Source organism: Streptomyces sp. NBC_00820, from assembly GCF_036347055.1.
In the GTDB taxonomy this organism is placed as follows: Bacteria; Actinomycetota; Actinomycetes; order Streptomycetales; family Streptomycetaceae; genus Streptomyces.
Genome location: NZ_CP108882.1, coordinates 3,056,740 through 3,071,736, shown reverse-complemented (window position 1 = coordinate 3,071,736; position 14,997 = coordinate 3,056,740). Strand labels below are relative to the sequence as shown.

Below are 14,997 nucleotides of genomic sequence, written 5' to 3'. Positions count from 1 at the left end.
AGCTCGGGTCGTCTACGGGTGGCCGCTGAGCTGACCTGTGGTGAAGCGGCAATTGGGCCGGTCTGGCCGGCGACGTTGTCCCCGCCGCTCCCCGTGCTTCCCCGCACGATCTGGCCTGGGTGTGGCACGGGAGCATCTGATCTGTAGCTCAAAGCGGATCGGGCAGAGACGGTCCTTGTGGTTGCTGTACTTCCATGCGGTACAGGGCGCAGAAGCTACCCCGCTCGTTCAAGGGTCAAGTGGCTGCGAGTCGGCTCGGCTCGCCACATGGCTGCCAGCTGGGGGTAGGACTCGATGAACTGGCGCATCTCTCCCAGCGCGGCGATCCTGGGCGCGCCGGTCTCCTCGTAACCGAACCCGGTGTCCTGATGCCCGAGGCTGTCAAGATCTACCCAGGCCGGCTCCTCGCCGAAGATGAGCTGCAGTTCCACTTTCCAGTACTCCGGTTGCCGGTCGGGGTCGTCACCGTCGTCGGTTTCGTTCACCGCAAGCAGTCGCCCGAAGCACAGCGCAGGCTGGTCGTCGTTCCAGGCCCACCTGCCCCATTCCACGATGAAGCCGTCACCGTCGTTCTCAGGTCGCTCGATCCCTTCGACCTCGATCTGGAGGAACTCACCGAAGGCGTCCCAGGCGGCCTCGACGTCGCGTACGGAATCGGGCTCGACCGCACGCTGTCTCAAGACGCGCGCGAATACGTCCAGGCTGGATCTCCATGGAATGGGCATGCGGGATGCTAGCGCGCCGCTCCAGGTGGATCAGGGCTCGCCCCAGGAGCACTGGCGCTGGAAGCAGAGTTTGAGATCTGGCCTCATCCTTTTCGGGGCGATCGCAGGTAGCTGACGGATCTAGCAACTCGCTTGCGCGCTCGAATGATCGACCGCTTGGAGCCGGGATCGACCGCTGCTGTCCGCGCTTGTTGGTGTCAGTCGTTGGTGTCAGGGCACCTCCTGACAGATCGAGTCAGCCTTCGCCGTGGCCGGGTGCCGTGAGATCCACCCATATCCAAGGCTTGCGGTGCCACGTACGCACCTTGTCAATGACGAGGTCGATGGTCGCCCCCACGGGCGGCAGCCCCTGCGCGAGTCGCTTCACTCCCGGCTCGCTGCTGCGGCGAATCATGTCCAGCGAGGCGCCCACGGACTCGTATCCGTTGAGCTTCGCCATGAGGCCCCACGGCTCGTGACTAGTGATCGTTGCTTGGACGATATCGCCCTGACGAAGCTCACTGAGGGGACGCCTCAACTCATCTGCCATGACGGCATCATCCCTCCTCAACCCACCGCCTTCCCCAGCTCCCATCCCGTCCACCGTCGACCCAGGCGAAGCCGAGCCGGTACTGGCTCCGCATGTCTTCGACTCGCCGTCCGGCAAGCGTGTGTACGACCTCCGGCACGCCCGTATGGCCAAGTGGCTCAACGACGGGATCCCGCCCGCGCAGGTGGCCGAGTGGGCCGGGAACAGCGCGCCAGCCGCCTCCGGGGACGGCAGCCACTATCTGATCAGCTCGCTCTAGGTGCGAGAAGTCCGGGTAGTCCGTCACCAGCCGGCGGGTACCGCGCTTGGGATCGACAACGAGGGCAACGCCCGTCACCTCGTCCCAGGCGTCCGCGTCCACCGTCCGACCGATCATCGTTTCCGTGCCGGTGAAGATCGCGCGCCAACCTGTCCCGTTGAAGTAATGCATGCGGTCATCGTCCATGACAGCAGTTGTTCTTGCATGACCAACTTCGGTGTCCTGCTGGGGACTCAGCCGCTGACCGGGGCCAACAGTCGCGGTGCGGCCGCAGGCGTCGCTGGCCTTCCGCTACGACTCCGCACCGTTGGCCGCCCTAGTTGGTGCGCTTGTGGCGCGGTCGTGGTCGGTGTGCGACGTCAGCCAGCGACCTGTAGGCGACTCACAGGTGTTGCTTGGCCGAGCCGACGAGTCGGCTGATGTTGTCACGGGTCCGCACTCTCAGCTCGTCCAACTCGGCCTGACTGTCCGTCTTGGGCAGCTTCGTGATGTCCGTAAGCACGTCTTCCGCAGCCTGGCTCAGCCGCCCGTCATCCGTCAGCATCTGTACGCGGAAGAGGGCGTCTTGCGCATGGGAGCGCAAGTCGTAGGCACGGATGCGCACCGTGTCGGGATCCTCCGGTGAGGGCTGTTCGTGCTCACAGAACCAGAGGTGAACCAGGCAGCGGCGGTAGTTGACCAACGCGCCGGCATAGGCGGAGTAGGCATCGAGTCGCTCCTGGCGTAGCTTCTCGCGGCGGGTGAACTGATGGCTCCTGTCGGTGGTGCGCTGCTGAAACGCCAGAGTGATTCCAGACCCGAGCAGGGTTCCGAGGACGGCTATGGCGCTGGCGATGATGGACTCCACGCCTCAAGACGATCACGATCGGCGCCCGGGTGGGGTGCGTACGAAATTTCTCCGCCAAGACGGTGACCGGTCCTATCCACATGCGGGCGCGCGTCGGCGCAGCGGAGCCGGGGCTGGATGAAGCAGGGAAAGCTCTGCCGCATCCCCGGCGATCACACGGTGTCCGGTCTCAGTTGATACTGCGCCGTGGCTTCACCTGATGCTTGTCACCGCTTGCCTTGGTTTGGCTGTGCCCGTCTGATCGGAGTGTGTGGGAAGGCGGGGGCAGTGCCGGTGGGGTTTGGCGTGGTCGAGTAGCGGCCTCACGGCGGAGGCTGCCGCGGGCTCCTGGTGCCGTCGGCGCGAAACTCGTCCAGCATGTCGAAGAACATCTCCATTGCGGGTCTGTCGGCTACCTCAGCCGCTCGCTCGATCTCAACCGCCCAGCCCAGCGCGCTGGGATACGACATGCCCAGCTGCTTCCACAGCAAGCCGCCCAGGCGGCACGAGATCGTCCAGGGCAGACGGTCAAGCGTCACCCGAGGCCAACGGGTGGCGTTCTCGGGTTTCGGTCATCCGTCGGGCTCGGCGCGGCGCGCGAGGCGGTGCTGCCTCCTCGCGTCTTCGAGTCGCCCACGGGGAGGCGTGTGTACGACCATCCGGCCCACGTACCTGACGAAGTGACTCAACGACGGGATCCCGCCCGCGCAGGTGGCGGACTGGGCCGGGAACGGCGTGCTGGTGCTGCCGGCCACCTACGCCCGGTGCGCCGAGGGGCTGCTGTCTGACCTGAAACGGCTCCTGGAAGTCGCGGGGATCTTCCCGAGCCGCCCGATCCGGGCTGAGGTTTCTTGACCGGGAAACTTCGGCACGTACTCGACAAGGCGGCCCGCGGAGACCCGGTGGCAGCCGGGCGGCCCTGGGGCCTTTCCTTGATCGCCAGGGGAGCCCCCGGGGCTTCGTCGCGTCTGCCGTACCTACTCTGACCAGCAAAAAGCCCTCCCGGAGGGAGGGCGAGGGGTGGCGCCCCCGGCAGGACTCGAACCTGCGGCCAAGCGCTTAGAAGGCGCCTGCTCTATCCACTGAGCTACGGGGGCTTGGTGCGGGACAAGGATAAAGCTCCTCGTTCCCCGACCCTGTCGCTTCGCCTCCGCGGCTCGGTGTGGAGGTTCGGTGAAGCGGTCCTGATAATCGCAGGCAGGTACGAATCATGCATCGCTTTTGACGCCCGGCGCGCCGGGTGTTGTGCACTCGTTATGCCTGGACTATGCCGATGTCTCGGTCGCCCCTTCCGCCCCGTTGTGTCCCGTCGGCGCGCAGACATGTCCATATGCTTCAGAATTCCCCTAAAATTGGGCATTCTTCGCATGTGGTGACCTTGGACGTACGGCCTCAGCTGCTCGACACACTCTCCGCGCTGCGCGACCGTGTCGCCGCCGCACGCTTTCCGCTGCCCCTGCAGGGAGCCCCACGCGCGCGTGCCAACCGCGACGAACTCCTCGCGCAGCTCGACGACTACCTGGTACCCAGACTCCGGTCCCCCGAGGCCCCGCTGCTGGCCGTCATCGGCGGCTCCACCGGCGCCGGGAAGTCGACCTTGGTCAACTCCCTCGTGGGGCGGCGCGTCAGCGAGGCGGGCGTGCTCCGGCCGACGACCCGGACCCCGGTGCTCGTATGCCATCCGGAGGATCATCACTGGTTCAGCGGAATGCGGGTGCTCCCCGACCTCACCCGGGTCTGGGTGCCCCACCGGGACCCGGCCGACGACCTTCTCCTCCCCGGCGAGAACCCCGCGCGCGTGCTGCGTGTCGAGACCGCCGAGACCCTCCCTCGCGGGCTCGCCCTGCTCGACGCCCCCGACATCGACTCCCTGATCGCCGACAACCGCGTCCTCGCCGCCGAGCTGCTCTGCGCCGCCGACATCTGGGTCATGGTCACCACCGCCTCCCGCTACGCCGACGCCGTCCCCTGGCACCTGCTGCGCACCGCCAAGGAGTACCGCGCCACCCTGGTGACCGTCCTCGACCGCGTCCCCCACCAGGTCGTCTCGGAGGTCTCCCGCCAGTACGGCGCCCTGCTCACCAAGGCCGGCCTCGGCGACCTACCCCGGTTCACCGTGCCCGAGCTGCCCGAGTCCGCCTGGGGTGGCGGGCTGCTGCCCGCCTCCGCCGTGGCGCCCCTGCGGACCTGGCTCGTGGACCACGCCCAGGACCCCGCGGCCCGGCAGGACATCATGGCCCGTACGGCCTACGGCCTCCTGGACTCGCTGAAGTCCCGTATGCCCGAGCTGGCCGGTGCCGCCGCCGCCCAGTACGCGGCCGCCCTACGGCTCACCTCCGCCGTCGACGGCGCCTACGACAGCGAGCTCGCGCGCGTACGCCGCCGGCTCCAGTCAGGGGCCGTACTCGCCGGGGACGCCCTCAAGCGATGGCGCGCCTTCCCCCTGGACTGCACGGCGGGCGAGCTCCTCGACGCCCTCGTGGAGAGCCTGGCCGCACTGCTGCTGTGCGTCGTCACCGCCGCCGACGAGCGGATCGACGAGGCCTGGCGGCGCGAGCCCGCCGCCCGCGCGCCGGGGCTCACCGACCGCGATCCGGCTCTGGAGGGCGCCGAGCACCGCATCGGGCTCGCCGTACGACGCTGGCGGCGCGAGCTGGAGGAGTACGCCGAGGAGGAGGCGCGGCAACTCGAGCGCGGCAGCGCCCCCGACCCCGAGGCCGTCGCCGCCCTCGTCGCCACCGCGCTGCTGGGCGGACGCCGGGCGCGCGCCTCGGGCGAGAGGCTCGCCGAACGGATCGGCGCCCACGGCGCGCTGCGGCTGCGCGACCGCGCCGGACGCCTGCTGACCGAGCACGTCGACCGCGTCATGCACACCGAGCGCGAGCGCCGCCTCGCCCCGCTCGACGCCCTGGACGTCCACGCCGAGCCCCAGGCCGAACTCATCGCCGCGCTGTCCGTACTGCAGAAGGAGAGGTGACCGGTGACCGCCGTCACTGACCACGACCACAGGGACCACACGGATCGCGCGGACCACATGGATTACACAGATCACACAGATCACGCGGACCACGTAGATCGCACGGATCACATGGATCACGCAGGTCGCGCAGATCACGCAGATCACATGGACACGGATCGCATGGATCACGCCGGGCACGGCGGCTATTCGGGGCACGCAGACCGCACCGGTCATCCGGATTCAGCGGACCGCCACACGGGTGACTTCAGGCAGGCGGCGGCGGACGAGCGGGTCACCGAGCGGGCCGACGGACCCCGGGGAGCGGGCTCCGGTCCGGGGAGCGTCGTGAGCGGTCGTCCCGCCGGTGAGGGTGACGCGGAGGCTCGTACGGAGGCCGGTTCGGTGCGCGAGTCCGGGATCGAGGCCGAGGTCGACGGTGACGGGGAGGGCGAGGGCGGCGGCGACGTGGAGGCCGCGGCGGGCGAGAGCGACGGCGGCGAGGACGTCCGTGGGGCTCGCGCGCGCGTGGGCGACGGCGGTGACCCGGGTGCGGACCCCGATCCCGCCGAGGTCTGGGACGACGGCCTCATCGCCCGCCGCGTGACCGAGAGGGAGGCCGCCACCCTCGCCGCCGAGCACACCGGTGCCCTCGACGCCACCGCGCGCGGCGGCAACAGCGGCGGCAACGGCCCGGAGCCGCTGGCCTACGACGGCCCGCTGCGCTCCCGCCTGGACGCGCTGCGCGAGCTGGTCGGACTGTCCCGCGCCCGCCTGGACAGCGACACCCTCGCCGAAGCGGGCCGGGTGCTCGACGAGGCGGCCGCCCGGCGCAGGCTCTCCGGGCAGCACACCGTCGTCGCCATCGCGGGCGCCACCGGCAGCGGCAAGTCGCAGCTGTTCAACACCATGGCCGGCGTGGCGATCTCGGAGACCGGGGTACGGCGCCCGACCACCGCGTCCCCCATCGCGTGCAGCTGGAGCGACGGCGCCGCGACCCTCATCGACCGGCTCGGCATCCCCGGCCGGCTGCGCCGCCGCCCCTTGCAGAGCGCGGAGGCCGAGGCACAGTTGCGCGGACTGGTCCTGATCGACCTGCCCGACCACGACTCCGCCGCCGTACAGCACCGCGAACAGGTCGACCGGATCCTGAAGCTCGTGGACGCGGTCATCTGGGTGGTCGACCCCGAGAAGTACGCCGACGCCGTCCTGCACGAGCGCTATCTGCGGCCCATGGCCGGTCACGCCGAAGTCATGTTCGTCGTCCTCAACCAGGTCGACCGGCTGCCCGGGGAGGCCGCCGACCAGGTCCTGGACGACCTGCGCCGGCTCCTCGACGAGGACGGCATCGCGCTCGGTGAGCACGGAGAGCCGGGCGCCACCGTGCTCGCCCTGTCCGCGCTCACCGGCAAGGGCGTGGGTGAACTGCGGGAGTCCCTGGGCCAGTTCGTGACGGCGCGCGGCGCGGCCGCCCGCCGGGTGTCCGCCGACGTGGACGCCGCCGCTTCGGGACTGCGGCCCGTGTACGCCACGGGACGGCACAACGGCCTCAGCGAGGAGGCGCGGGAGGACTTCTCCGCCCGGCTCGCCGACGCGGTCGGCGCCACGGCGGCCGGCGAGGCTGCCGAACGCGCCTGGCTGCGCAACGCCAACCGCGCCTGCGGCACCCCCTGGCTGCGGCTGTGGCGCTGGCACCAGAACCGAAGCCGGGGTCCCGTCACGGGCAGTCTGCCGCTGCGCACCCAGGCCGACGAGGAGGCCACGGCGCGCCAGCGCGTGGAGCAGGCGGTCCGTTCGGTGTCCGACCGCGCTTCCTCGGGGCTGCCCGCGCCTTGGTCGCAGGCGGTGCGCGAGGCGGCCGCACGGGGCTCCCAGGGGTTGCCCGAGGCGCTGGACGAGCTGGCGGCCCGTGCCGGAATGCCGGCGGGCCGGCCGCCCCGGCCCGGGTGGTGGCCGGTGGCCGTCCTGGTCCAGGCGGCGATGACGCTCCTCCAGGTCGTGGGCGGGTTGTGGCTGGTGGGCCAGATCGCCGGAGTCATGGCCCCCAACCTCGGGGTGCCGGTGCTGTTGATGCTGTGCGGGATCGTCGGCGGCCCGCTGGTGGAGTGGAGCTGCCGGATGGCGGCACGGGGGCCGGCGCGGCGGTACGGCACGGATGCGGAGAGGCGGCTGCGTGAGGCCGCCGCGAGCTGCGGCCGGGCCCGCGTGCTCGACCCGCTGGCCGCGGAGCTGCTGCGATACCGGGAGGTGCGGGAGCAGTACGGGCGGGTTGTGCAGGCGGGGGTGGGGTGACGGGCTGAGCGGGTGGCCAGGGTGGCCGGGGTGGCCTGGCCAGAGTGGCCAGAGTGGCGGAGGTGGCGAGAGTTATGGGGGTGGCGTGAGGCGGGCGTGAGCGTGGGCGCGGGCGCGTAGGTGTGCGGGCGCGTGGGGCGCCCGGGGCGGGCCGGCCGGTGGGGTTCGGCGGTCGACCTGGTGAGGGCCGGCGGGGACCGGCGGGGTCGGCCGATGGGCGGCTGACCGGCGGCTGGGCCGCATGGATCACCCGTGCGGGTGGCGGGGTTGTCCACAGGCGCGCGGTCGTCCACAGCGTTCAGCGGACTCGGTCCGACGGGGGCAGTCTGGTCCCACGGCGATCGCGTCGCAGGGCCGGCAGGGATGGCGGCACGGGGCAGGTGCGCGCACGGGTACGTGAGTACGCGGTGTGCGGTCTGCCGCGGACGCGGTCGCGGGCCGTACGGGAGGGGCTCGTACGGGGGTCCGCCCGGCCGGAACGGGCCGGGCGAGTGAGGGGTGCGCGATGAACGAGACCTTGGTCTGCGTGGTGGGCAACGTGGCGACGACGCCGGTGTACCGGGAACTGCAGGCCGGGCCGTCGGTCAGGTTCCGGCTGGCGGTGACCTCGCGGTACTGGGACCGGGAGAAGAGCGTCTGGACGGACGGCCACACCAACTTCTTCACGGTGTGGGCCAATCGCCAGCTGGCGGGCAATGTGATGGCGTCGGTGGAGGTGGGGCAGCCCGTTGTCGTGCAGGGCCGGCTGAAGGTGCGCACGGAGGTGCGGGCGGGGCAGCAGAGCTGGGCGTCGGCCGACATCGACGCGGTGACGATCGGCCACGATCTGGCGCGCGGCACCGCGGCCTTCCGCCGCTCGCCCAGGCCCGAGTCGCCACCACCGGCGGCACGTCCGGAGCCGGCGTGGGAGACACCGCCACCCGAGACGCTCAGGGAGGGTGAGGCGGCCCAACCCCACCCGGAGGCAGTGATGGTGACGTGACGTCACGGACGGGTCCGCGCCTGACCTGATCGGGCTCTGTTCCGCCGGGCCCCGCCGCATCACCTCGCGTCCCGCCCTGAGGGAACTGCGGCTTATCGGTGAATGCGCTCCGAACGCCCCTATGAACCAGGGGATTTGTCGATAAGCGCCCAGCTCACAGGCGGTGTCCGCGATAACGATTACGGATCGGATCGGTCGTCCGGCCTTCTGACCGGCCAGCGGGGTTCAGGTTGATTCATAGGATGCCGGACGTGCCCCATGGGGCTGCCGATTCTGCTGGTGGGACCTCCCCCCACGTCCAATGGGTCCTGCTCGAAGGGGAATTCTGTGCTTGCTGCGTTCTCTGGGTTCGCCCGGTCCACCGGTGCCGTCCGGGCCGGTGCCGTGACCCTGGTCTCCGGTCTGGCGCTGACAGGTGTGCTGTCCGGCGCCGGTGCCGCCCTGGCCGCCGACGACGGCACTCCGCGAAGTCAGGGCGGGGCGACGGCCACGATCAACGGCCTCAAGATCTACGGCGAGGCCGTGGTCCACGAGGACGGCACCGACCAGCCGGTGGCCGCGGGTCTGTTCGAGATGTCCGTGAACGACGGCGGCACCCTGCAGACGTACGGCGTCGACCTCCACAACCCCGTCCAGGGCGACGCGCAGTACCAGGAGACGCCCTGGAGCGGCACCTCGCTGGGCGCCAACAAGAACGCCGGCCGGATCCGCTGGATCCTGCAGAACTCCTACCCCCAGGTCAACGACCTCGCCGCGCTCGCCCGGGAGGCGGGCGCGAGCGGTCTGACCGAGCAGGACGCGGCGGCCGGGACGCAGGTGGCCATCTGGCGCTACTCGGACGGTGCGAAGGTCGACGCCGTCGACCCGCGGGCCGAGAAGCTCGCCGCCTATCTGTACAAGAGCGCCCGGGACATCGCCGAGCCGCAGGCCTCGCTGACCCTGGACCCGCCCGCGGTCTCCGGCCACCCCGGTGACCTGCTGGGACCGGTGACCGTGCACACCAACGCGCGCAGCGTGACGGTGACGGCGCCGGCGGACGCCGCGTACAGCGGAGTGCGGATCATCGACAAGACCGGCAACGTGATCACCTCGGCGACGGACGGCAGCCGGCTGTACTTCGACATTCCCGAGGACGCGGCGGACGGCTCGGCCGAGCTGGCCGTGCTGGCCTCCACCACCGTGCCGGTGGGCCGCGCCTTCGCCTCCGAGTCCCGCAGCCCCACCCAGATCCTGGCCGGGTCCAGCGAGTCCACCGTGTCCGCCGCCGCGGACGTCACCTGGGCGGCCAAGGGCGCGATACCGGCGGTGTCGGAGCGGAAGAACTGCGCCAAGGGCGGCGTGGACGTCACCGCGGCCGACAAGGGGGACCTCCCCTTCACCTTCGAGCTGATGGGTGCCGAGCACACGGTCGCCCCCGGAGCCGCCGGCACGGTCACGGTCCCGCTCCAGGAGGACCAGCCGTACGACTTCACGCTCACCGGTTCCAACGGCTTCAGCCAGCGCTTCACCGGCGTCCTCGACTGCAAGACGCAGGGCGTGATCACCACGCAGACCACCCAGACCCTCAGCCGGCCCGGCCCCGCGGTCTCCGACCCCGCCACGGTCGACACCGACCTCGCCGCCACCGGTGCCTCCGCGGTCACCCCGATGATCGCCGGCGTGGCCATCGGCCTCGTGGTCATCGGCGGCGCGGTCCTGGTCTACCTGCGCAAGCGGGAGATGCAGCCGGGCGAGTGATTCCGCCTCGTCGGCCGGGACCCGATCCGACCGGCCGCGGGAACGCTCCCCGGTCCCACTCCGGCGCACGGCATGTCCGGCGCCGTGCCCGCCGCGGGTCCGGGGTGCGCGCGGCGGCGGCCTGTTCTAGCGTCGGATGAAGGGGCTGCTCCGCCGAGGCGACGGGTGCGGGTCTCGGGCCTCGCGCCTCGGGCCCACGGTCGGACACCGGTCGCGTCCGCGGCTCGGGGTGTCGAATCCGCGATTCCCCGACCCCGGCCCCGACCGACGGAGAGCGGGTGTCTGCTATGCGTGCGTCGGCCCGTATCGCTTGTGTCCTCACCGGTCCGATCCTCCTGTTCGGCGGCGTGGCCTTCGTCGCCCCCGCCGCCCAGGCGGACATCCCGGCCTGCGCGAACATGGTCCGGCAGACGGGTGTCGAAGTCTCGGACGCCGTCACCGGGGCGTGTACCCAAGGTGTCCACCGCGACCTGCAGGGCTGCGTGCACGGTCTGACCCAGGCCGGCGTGCCGGGTGGTGCCGCGAACGGCGCCTGCCGCATGGCGGCCAACCCGCCCTGAAGCCCGGCCGGCCCCCGATGAGGGCGCTGGACGCCGACCGGCAGTGCCAGGCGAGCCGCCACCGCCATCGGCGGAACCCCAGCTCACAGCCCCCCGGCCGGACGGGTTAACACCCAGGGCTGGACCTCAGGCAAGATGGGGTGTATCTGCCCACTGCCGATTTCAAGCGTCCGGACGGTTTCTCTTGGCTGAGTACATTTACACCATGCGCAAGGCGCGCAAGGCGCACGGCGACAAGGTGATCCTCGATGACGTCACCCTGAGCTTCCTGCCTGGCGCGAAGATCGGCGTCGTCGGCCCGAACGGTGCCGGTAAGTCGACCGTCCTGCAGATCATGGCGGGCCTCCAGCAGCCGTCGAACGGTGACGCGTTCCTCTCCCCGGGCTACAGCGTGGGCATCCTGATGCAGGAGCCCAAGCTGAACGAGGAGAAGACTGTCCTGGAGAACGTCCAGGACGGTGTCGCTGAGATCAAGGGCAAGCTCGACCGGTTCAACGAGATCGCCGAGCTGATGGCGACCGACTACTCCGACGCGCTGCTCGACGAGATGGGCAAGCTCCAGGAGGAGCTGGACCACGCCAACGCCTGGGACCTCGACGCGCAGCTGGAGCAGGCCATGGACGCCCTGGGCTGCCCGCCCGGCGACTGGCAGGTCACCAACCTCTCCGGTGGCGAGAAGCGCCGCGTCGCGCTCTGCAAGCTGCTGCTGGAGCAGCCCGACCTGCTGCTCCTCGACGAGCCCACCAACCACCTCGACGCCGAGTCGGTGAACTGGCTGGAGCAGCACCTGGCCAAGTACCCGGGCACCGTCGTGGCCATCACCCACGACCGGTACTTCCTGGACAACGTCGCCGAGTGGATCCTCGAGCTGGACCGCGGCCGCGCCTACCCCTACGAGGGCAACTACTCCACCTACCTGGAGACCAAGCAGACCCGTCTGAAGGTCGAGGGCCAGAAGGACGCCAAGCGCGCCAAGCGGCTCAAGGAAGAGCTGGAGTGGGTGCGGTCGAACGCCAAGGGGCGTCAGGCCAAGTCCAAGGCCCGCCTCGCCCGCTACGAGGAGATGGCCGCCGAGGCCGACAAGATGCGGAAGCTGGACTTCGAGGAGATCCAGATCCCGCCGGGCCCGCGTCTGGGCAGCATCGTCGTCGAGGTCGACAAGCTCAACAAGGCCTTCGGCGAGAAGGTCCTCGTCGACGGTCTGAGCTTCACCCTGCCGCGCAACGGCATCGTCGGCGTCATCGGCCCGAACGGCGCCGGCAAGACCACGCTGTTCAAGATGATCCAGGGTCTGGAGACCCCGGACTCCGGCGACATCAAGGTCGGCGAGACCGTCAAGATCTCGTACGTCGACCAGACGCGCGCCAACCTCGACCCGAAGAAGACGCTGTGGGAGGTCGTGTCCGACGGCCTCGACTACATCAACGTCGGCCAGGTCGAGATGCCGAGCCGGGCGTACGTGTCCGCCTTCGGCTTCAAGGGCCCGGACCAGCAGAAGCCGACCGGCGTCCTGTCCGGTGGTGAGCGCAACCGCCTCAACCTGGCGCTGACCCTCAAGCAGGGCGGCAACCTGCTGCTCCTCGACGAGCCCACCAACGACCTCGACGTCGAGACCCTCTCCAGCCTGGAGAACGCGCTGCTGGACTTCCCCGGCTGCGCCGTCGTGGTCTCCCACGACCGCTGGTTCCTGGACCGGGTCGCCACGCACATCCTCGCCTACGAGGGTGAGTCGAAGTGGTTCTGGTTCGAGGGCAACTTCGAGTCGTACGAGAAGAACAAGATCGAGCGGCTCGGTGCGGACGCCGCCCGCCCGCACCGTGCCACCTACAAGAAGCTGACTCGGGGCTGATCGCGTCTTGCGCCACATCTACCGCTGCCCGTTGCGCTGGTCGGACATGGACGCGTACGGACATGTCAACAACGCGGTCTTCGTCCGTTACCTGGAGGAAGCCCGTATCGATTTCCTGTTCCGCCCGGACAAGGACTTCCAGCAGGGGTCCGTGGTGGCGCGCCACGAGATCGACTACAAGCGGCAGCTCGTGCACCGGCACCACCCGGTGGACATAGAGCTGTGGATCTCCGAGATCCGGGCCGCGTCCTTCACCATCACCTGTGAGGTGAAGGACGACGACCTCGTGTACGTGCGGGCCTCCACCGTCGTCGTGCCGTTCGACTTCGAGGCCCAGCGGCCGCGCCGGATCACCCCTGAGGAGCGGGAGTTCCTCCAGGAGTACCGGGACGACGCCGACGAGGAGGAGGCCGTCGCCGCATGACGGTGCTCCACCTTGCCGACGAGACGGAGGCGGCGGACCTCGCCGCCTTCCTCTCCCGGCTGCTCCGCTACGACCGTGGAGCGGCGGTGCGGCTCCAGGCGGCCGGGACCGCGCTCGCCGTGTTCGGGCGGCCGCCGTCCTTCGAGGTGCTGGCGGTCCGCGCGGTACGGCTGGCCAAGCCGTACGAGAACGGGCTCGACGTCACTCTCGACATGACCGTCTCCGCGGGGGAGTTCCTGGAGTCCGTGGACGAGCGGGCGGTGACCGCCGCCGTCCCGGCCGCGGTCACCGGACCTCCGTGGGCCGGCGTGCTGCCGCCGCGCGGCGACTGGCGGCCCGAGCCGGGACTGCCGGCGCCCGAGGCGCTGCGCACGACCGTCGCCCGGTCCGTCGCCGAATTCCGGTCGCGCACGGAGGAGTTGACGCCCGAGCGGCGTACGCGCTCCGAGCTGGACCGGATAGGGCGGGAGATCTGGTCCCGCGGGATCGGGGAGACCTGGCTTCCGGTACGGGCCGTGCACGCGGCACAGTCCCTCGGCTTCCTGCGGCCGGGTACCTCCGCCGAGGACACCGCGCTGCTCTCCTCGGGCGCGTGGCTCAGGCTGCGTACCCCCTACGGCTCCGTCGCCGTCCGGCGCGCGGGCCTCGGGTCCCTCGGTGCCCTCGGCGTCAGCGTGCGCTGAGCCCCGGCCGGCCGGGCGTCAGCGTGTGCTGAGCCCCGGCCGGGGGTATCTTCCCCTTCCCGCCCCAGCCCCGGCCCGCTGGTCCCGCTCGCGCCCTGAGGGGCCCGCCCCCGGTCCCGTTCGCGCCCCGCTGGGCCCGCCTCCGGTCCCGTTCGCGTCCCGCTAGTCCTGCTCGCTGTCGTCCGGCCACACGCCGATGTGGTCCGGCTCCAGTTCCAGGGCCACGCGGTCGCGCATGTTCAGGGCCCGGGTGTACTCGGCGGGCAGCTGGAGGCGGCCGGCGCGGTCGAGCATGGCGTACTCGCGGGCGACCACCGTCTCGTGTCCCGTCGTGACGTCCACCTCGCTGCGGCGCAGCACCTCGGTCGAGGTGCGGCCGTCGCGGATGGCGACCGTGCGGCGGACCTCGCCCGCCACCGTCTGGTCGTGGGTGACGATGACGATCGTGGTGCCGAGGGTCTCGTTCGCCGTACGGAACGCCTCGAAGATCTGCGCGGCCGTGCTCGAGTCGAGTTCGCCGGTGGGTTCGTCGGCGAGCAGGACCGCCGGGGCGTTGGTGAGGGCCACCGCGATCGCGACGCGTTGCTGCTGGCCGCCGGACATCTCGTGCGGGCGGCGGTCCCGGCAGTCGGCCACCTGGAGCAGCTCCAGGAGCTCCAGGGCGCGGGCGGTGCGGGCTGCGCGGGAGCGGCGGCCCCGGGTGCCGGCGAGCTGGAGGGGGAGAGCCACGTTCTGGGCCGCGGTGAGGTAGGGGAGCAGGTTGCGGGAGGTCTGCTGCCAGACGAAGCCGACGGCCTCGCGGCGATAGGCCAGGCGGTCCCTCGCGGTCATGGTGAGCAGGTCCCGGCCGGCGACCTTGGCCGCGCCCGCGGTGGGGGTGTCCAGGCCGGCGAGGATGTTCATCAGGGTGGACTTCCCGCTGCCCGACGCCCCGACCAGGGCCATCAACTCGCCCTCTCTCACAAGGAGGTCGAGGCCCTGCAGCGCCTGTACCTCGATGCCGTCCGCGGAGAAGACGCGGACCAGACGGTCGCAGGTGATGAGGGCGTCGTGGCCGTAGGCGGGGCGGTCGCGGGTCTGAGCGACCCGGTCGGCCAGCTCGGTGAGGGTGGGGAGGGCGGGGTCTGGCGTCATGAGGTCTCCTGACAGGGAGCCTGTGCCTGCGGCGTCTGCCG

13 protein-coding genes and 1 tRNA gene are annotated in these 14,997 nt (G+C 70.8%); 9 read left to right on the top strand and 5 right to left on the bottom strand.

Annotated elements, in window-relative coordinates:
* Nucleotides 1-215 precede the first annotated feature (215 nt).
* Nucleotides 216-725 (bottom strand): hypothetical protein, encoded by a 510-nt coding sequence (locus OIB37_RS13955; protein ID WP_330457907.1) that lies wholly within the window; start codon nt 723-725, stop codon nt 216-218.
* 235 nt (nt 726-960) lie between these two features.
* The gene (locus OIB37_RS13950; protein ID WP_330457906.1) at nt 961-1,254 is read right to left on the bottom strand and encodes a hypothetical protein; all 294 of its coding nucleotides are present in this window, start codon (nt 1,252-1,254) and stop codon (nt 961-963) included.
* Between OIB37_RS13950 and OIB37_RS13945 the strand changes: the two genes are divergently transcribed.
* A complete protein-coding gene (locus OIB37_RS13945; RefSeq protein ID WP_330457905.1) occupies nt 1,253-1,513 on the top strand; it encodes a hypothetical protein in 261 nt (86 codons plus the stop codon). The genes OIB37_RS13950 and OIB37_RS13945 overlap by 2 nt on opposite strands.
* Before the next feature lie 382 nt (nt 1,514-1,895).
* On the opposite strand, the gene OIB37_RS13940 is transcribed toward OIB37_RS13945, so the two are convergent.
* Nucleotides 1,896-2,360, bottom strand: coding sequence for a hypothetical protein (locus tag OIB37_RS13940; protein ID WP_330457904.1), 465 nt, complete (start codon nt 2,358-2,360; stop codon nt 1,896-1,898).
* Nucleotides 2,361-3,360: 1,000 nt separating this feature from the next.
* Nucleotides 3,361-3,436: transfer RNA gene (locus tag OIB37_RS13935), tRNA-Arg, on the bottom strand.
* Between the two features lie 272 nt (nt 3,437-3,708).
* On the opposite strand from OIB37_RS13935, the gene OIB37_RS13930 reads away from it, so the two are divergent.
* The 8 genes from OIB37_RS13930 to OIB37_RS13895 all read left to right on the top strand — a co-directional run bounded on the left by OIB37_RS13930 (nt 3,709) and on the right by OIB37_RS13895 (nt 13,822).
* A complete protein-coding gene (locus tag OIB37_RS13930; RefSeq protein ID WP_330457903.1) occupies nt 3,709-5,316 on the top strand; it encodes a dynamin family protein in 1,608 nt (535 codons plus the stop codon).
* Nucleotides 5,317-5,373: 57 nt separating this feature from the next.
* Nucleotides 5,374-7,587 (top strand): YfjP family GTPase, encoded by a 2,214-nt coding sequence (locus OIB37_RS13925; RefSeq protein WP_330461844.1) that lies wholly within the window; start codon nt 5,374-5,376, stop codon nt 7,585-7,587.
* 505 nt (nt 7,588-8,092) lie between these two features.
* Nucleotides 8,093-8,569, top strand: a complete 477-nt coding sequence (locus OIB37_RS13920) for a single-stranded DNA-binding protein (RefSeq protein ID WP_330457902.1) — start codon at nt 8,093-8,095, stop codon at nt 8,567-8,569.
* A gap of 327 nt (nt 8,570-8,896) precedes the next feature.
* Nucleotides 8,897-10,306, top strand: coding sequence for a TQXA domain-containing protein (locus tag OIB37_RS13915; protein ID WP_330457901.1), 1,410 nt, complete (start codon nt 8,897-8,899; stop codon nt 10,304-10,306).
* A gap of 287 nt (nt 10,307-10,593) precedes the next feature.
* Nucleotides 10,594-10,866: a hypothetical protein gene (locus OIB37_RS13910; RefSeq protein ID WP_330461843.1), complete on the top strand. Its 273-nt coding sequence runs from the start codon at nt 10,594-10,596 to the stop codon at nt 10,864-10,866.
* A gap of 184 nt (nt 10,867-11,050) precedes the next feature.
* Entirely contained in the window at nt 11,051-12,715 is a 1,665-nt protein-coding gene (gene ettA / locus OIB37_RS13905; protein WP_330457900.1) for an energy-dependent translational throttle protein EttA, read from the top strand.
* A 7-nt stretch (nt 12,716-12,722) separates the two neighbouring features.
* A complete protein-coding gene (locus OIB37_RS13900; protein WP_330457899.1) occupies nt 12,723-13,139 on the top strand; it encodes an acyl-CoA thioesterase in 417 nt (138 codons plus the stop codon).
* Nucleotides 13,136-13,822: a hypothetical protein gene (locus tag OIB37_RS13895; protein WP_330457898.1), complete on the top strand. Its 687-nt coding sequence runs from the start codon at nt 13,136-13,138 to the stop codon at nt 13,820-13,822. Before OIB37_RS13900 ends, OIB37_RS13895 begins: the two co-directional genes overlap by 4 nt.
* Before the next feature lie 162 nt (nt 13,823-13,984).
* Here OIB37_RS13895 and OIB37_RS13890 read toward each other — a convergent pair whose 3' ends face one another.
* Nucleotides 13,985-14,956 (bottom strand): ABC transporter ATP-binding protein, encoded by a 972-nt coding sequence (locus OIB37_RS13890; RefSeq protein WP_330457897.1) that lies wholly within the window; start codon nt 14,954-14,956, stop codon nt 13,985-13,987.
* Nucleotides 14,957-14,997: the final 41 nt, after the last annotated feature.

What these genes read in the sequence shown, in the direction of transcription:
- OIB37_RS13955 (WP_330457907.1), bottom strand. Translation starts at nt 725, where the DNA reads ATGCCCATTCCATGGAGATCCAGCCTGGACGTATTCGCGCGCGTCTTG.
- OIB37_RS13945 (WP_330457905.1), top strand. Translation starts at nt 1,253, where the DNA reads ATGACGGCATCATCCCTCCTCAACCCACCGCCTTCCCCAGCTCCCATC.
- OIB37_RS13950 (WP_330457906.1), bottom strand. Translation starts at nt 1,254, where the DNA reads ATGGCAGATGAGTTGAGGCGTCCCCTCAGTGAGCTTCGTCAGGGCGAT.
- OIB37_RS13925 (WP_330461844.1), top strand. Translation starts at nt 5,374, where the DNA reads ATGGATTACACAGATCACACAGATCACGCGGACCACGTAGATCGCACG.
- OIB37_RS13920 (WP_330457902.1), top strand. Translation starts at nt 8,093, where the DNA reads ATGAACGAGACCTTGGTCTGCGTGGTGGGCAACGTGGCGACGACGCCG.
- OIB37_RS13910 (WP_330461843.1), top strand. Translation starts at nt 10,594, where the DNA reads ATGCGTGCGTCGGCCCGTATCGCTTGTGTCCTCACCGGTCCGATCCTC.
- OIB37_RS13895 (WP_330457898.1), top strand. Translation starts at nt 13,136, where the DNA reads ATGACGGTGCTCCACCTTGCCGACGAGACGGAGGCGGCGGACCTCGCC.
- OIB37_RS13890 (WP_330457897.1), bottom strand. Translation starts at nt 14,956, where the DNA reads ATGACGCCAGACCCCGCCCTCCCCACCCTCACCGAGCTGGCCGACCGG.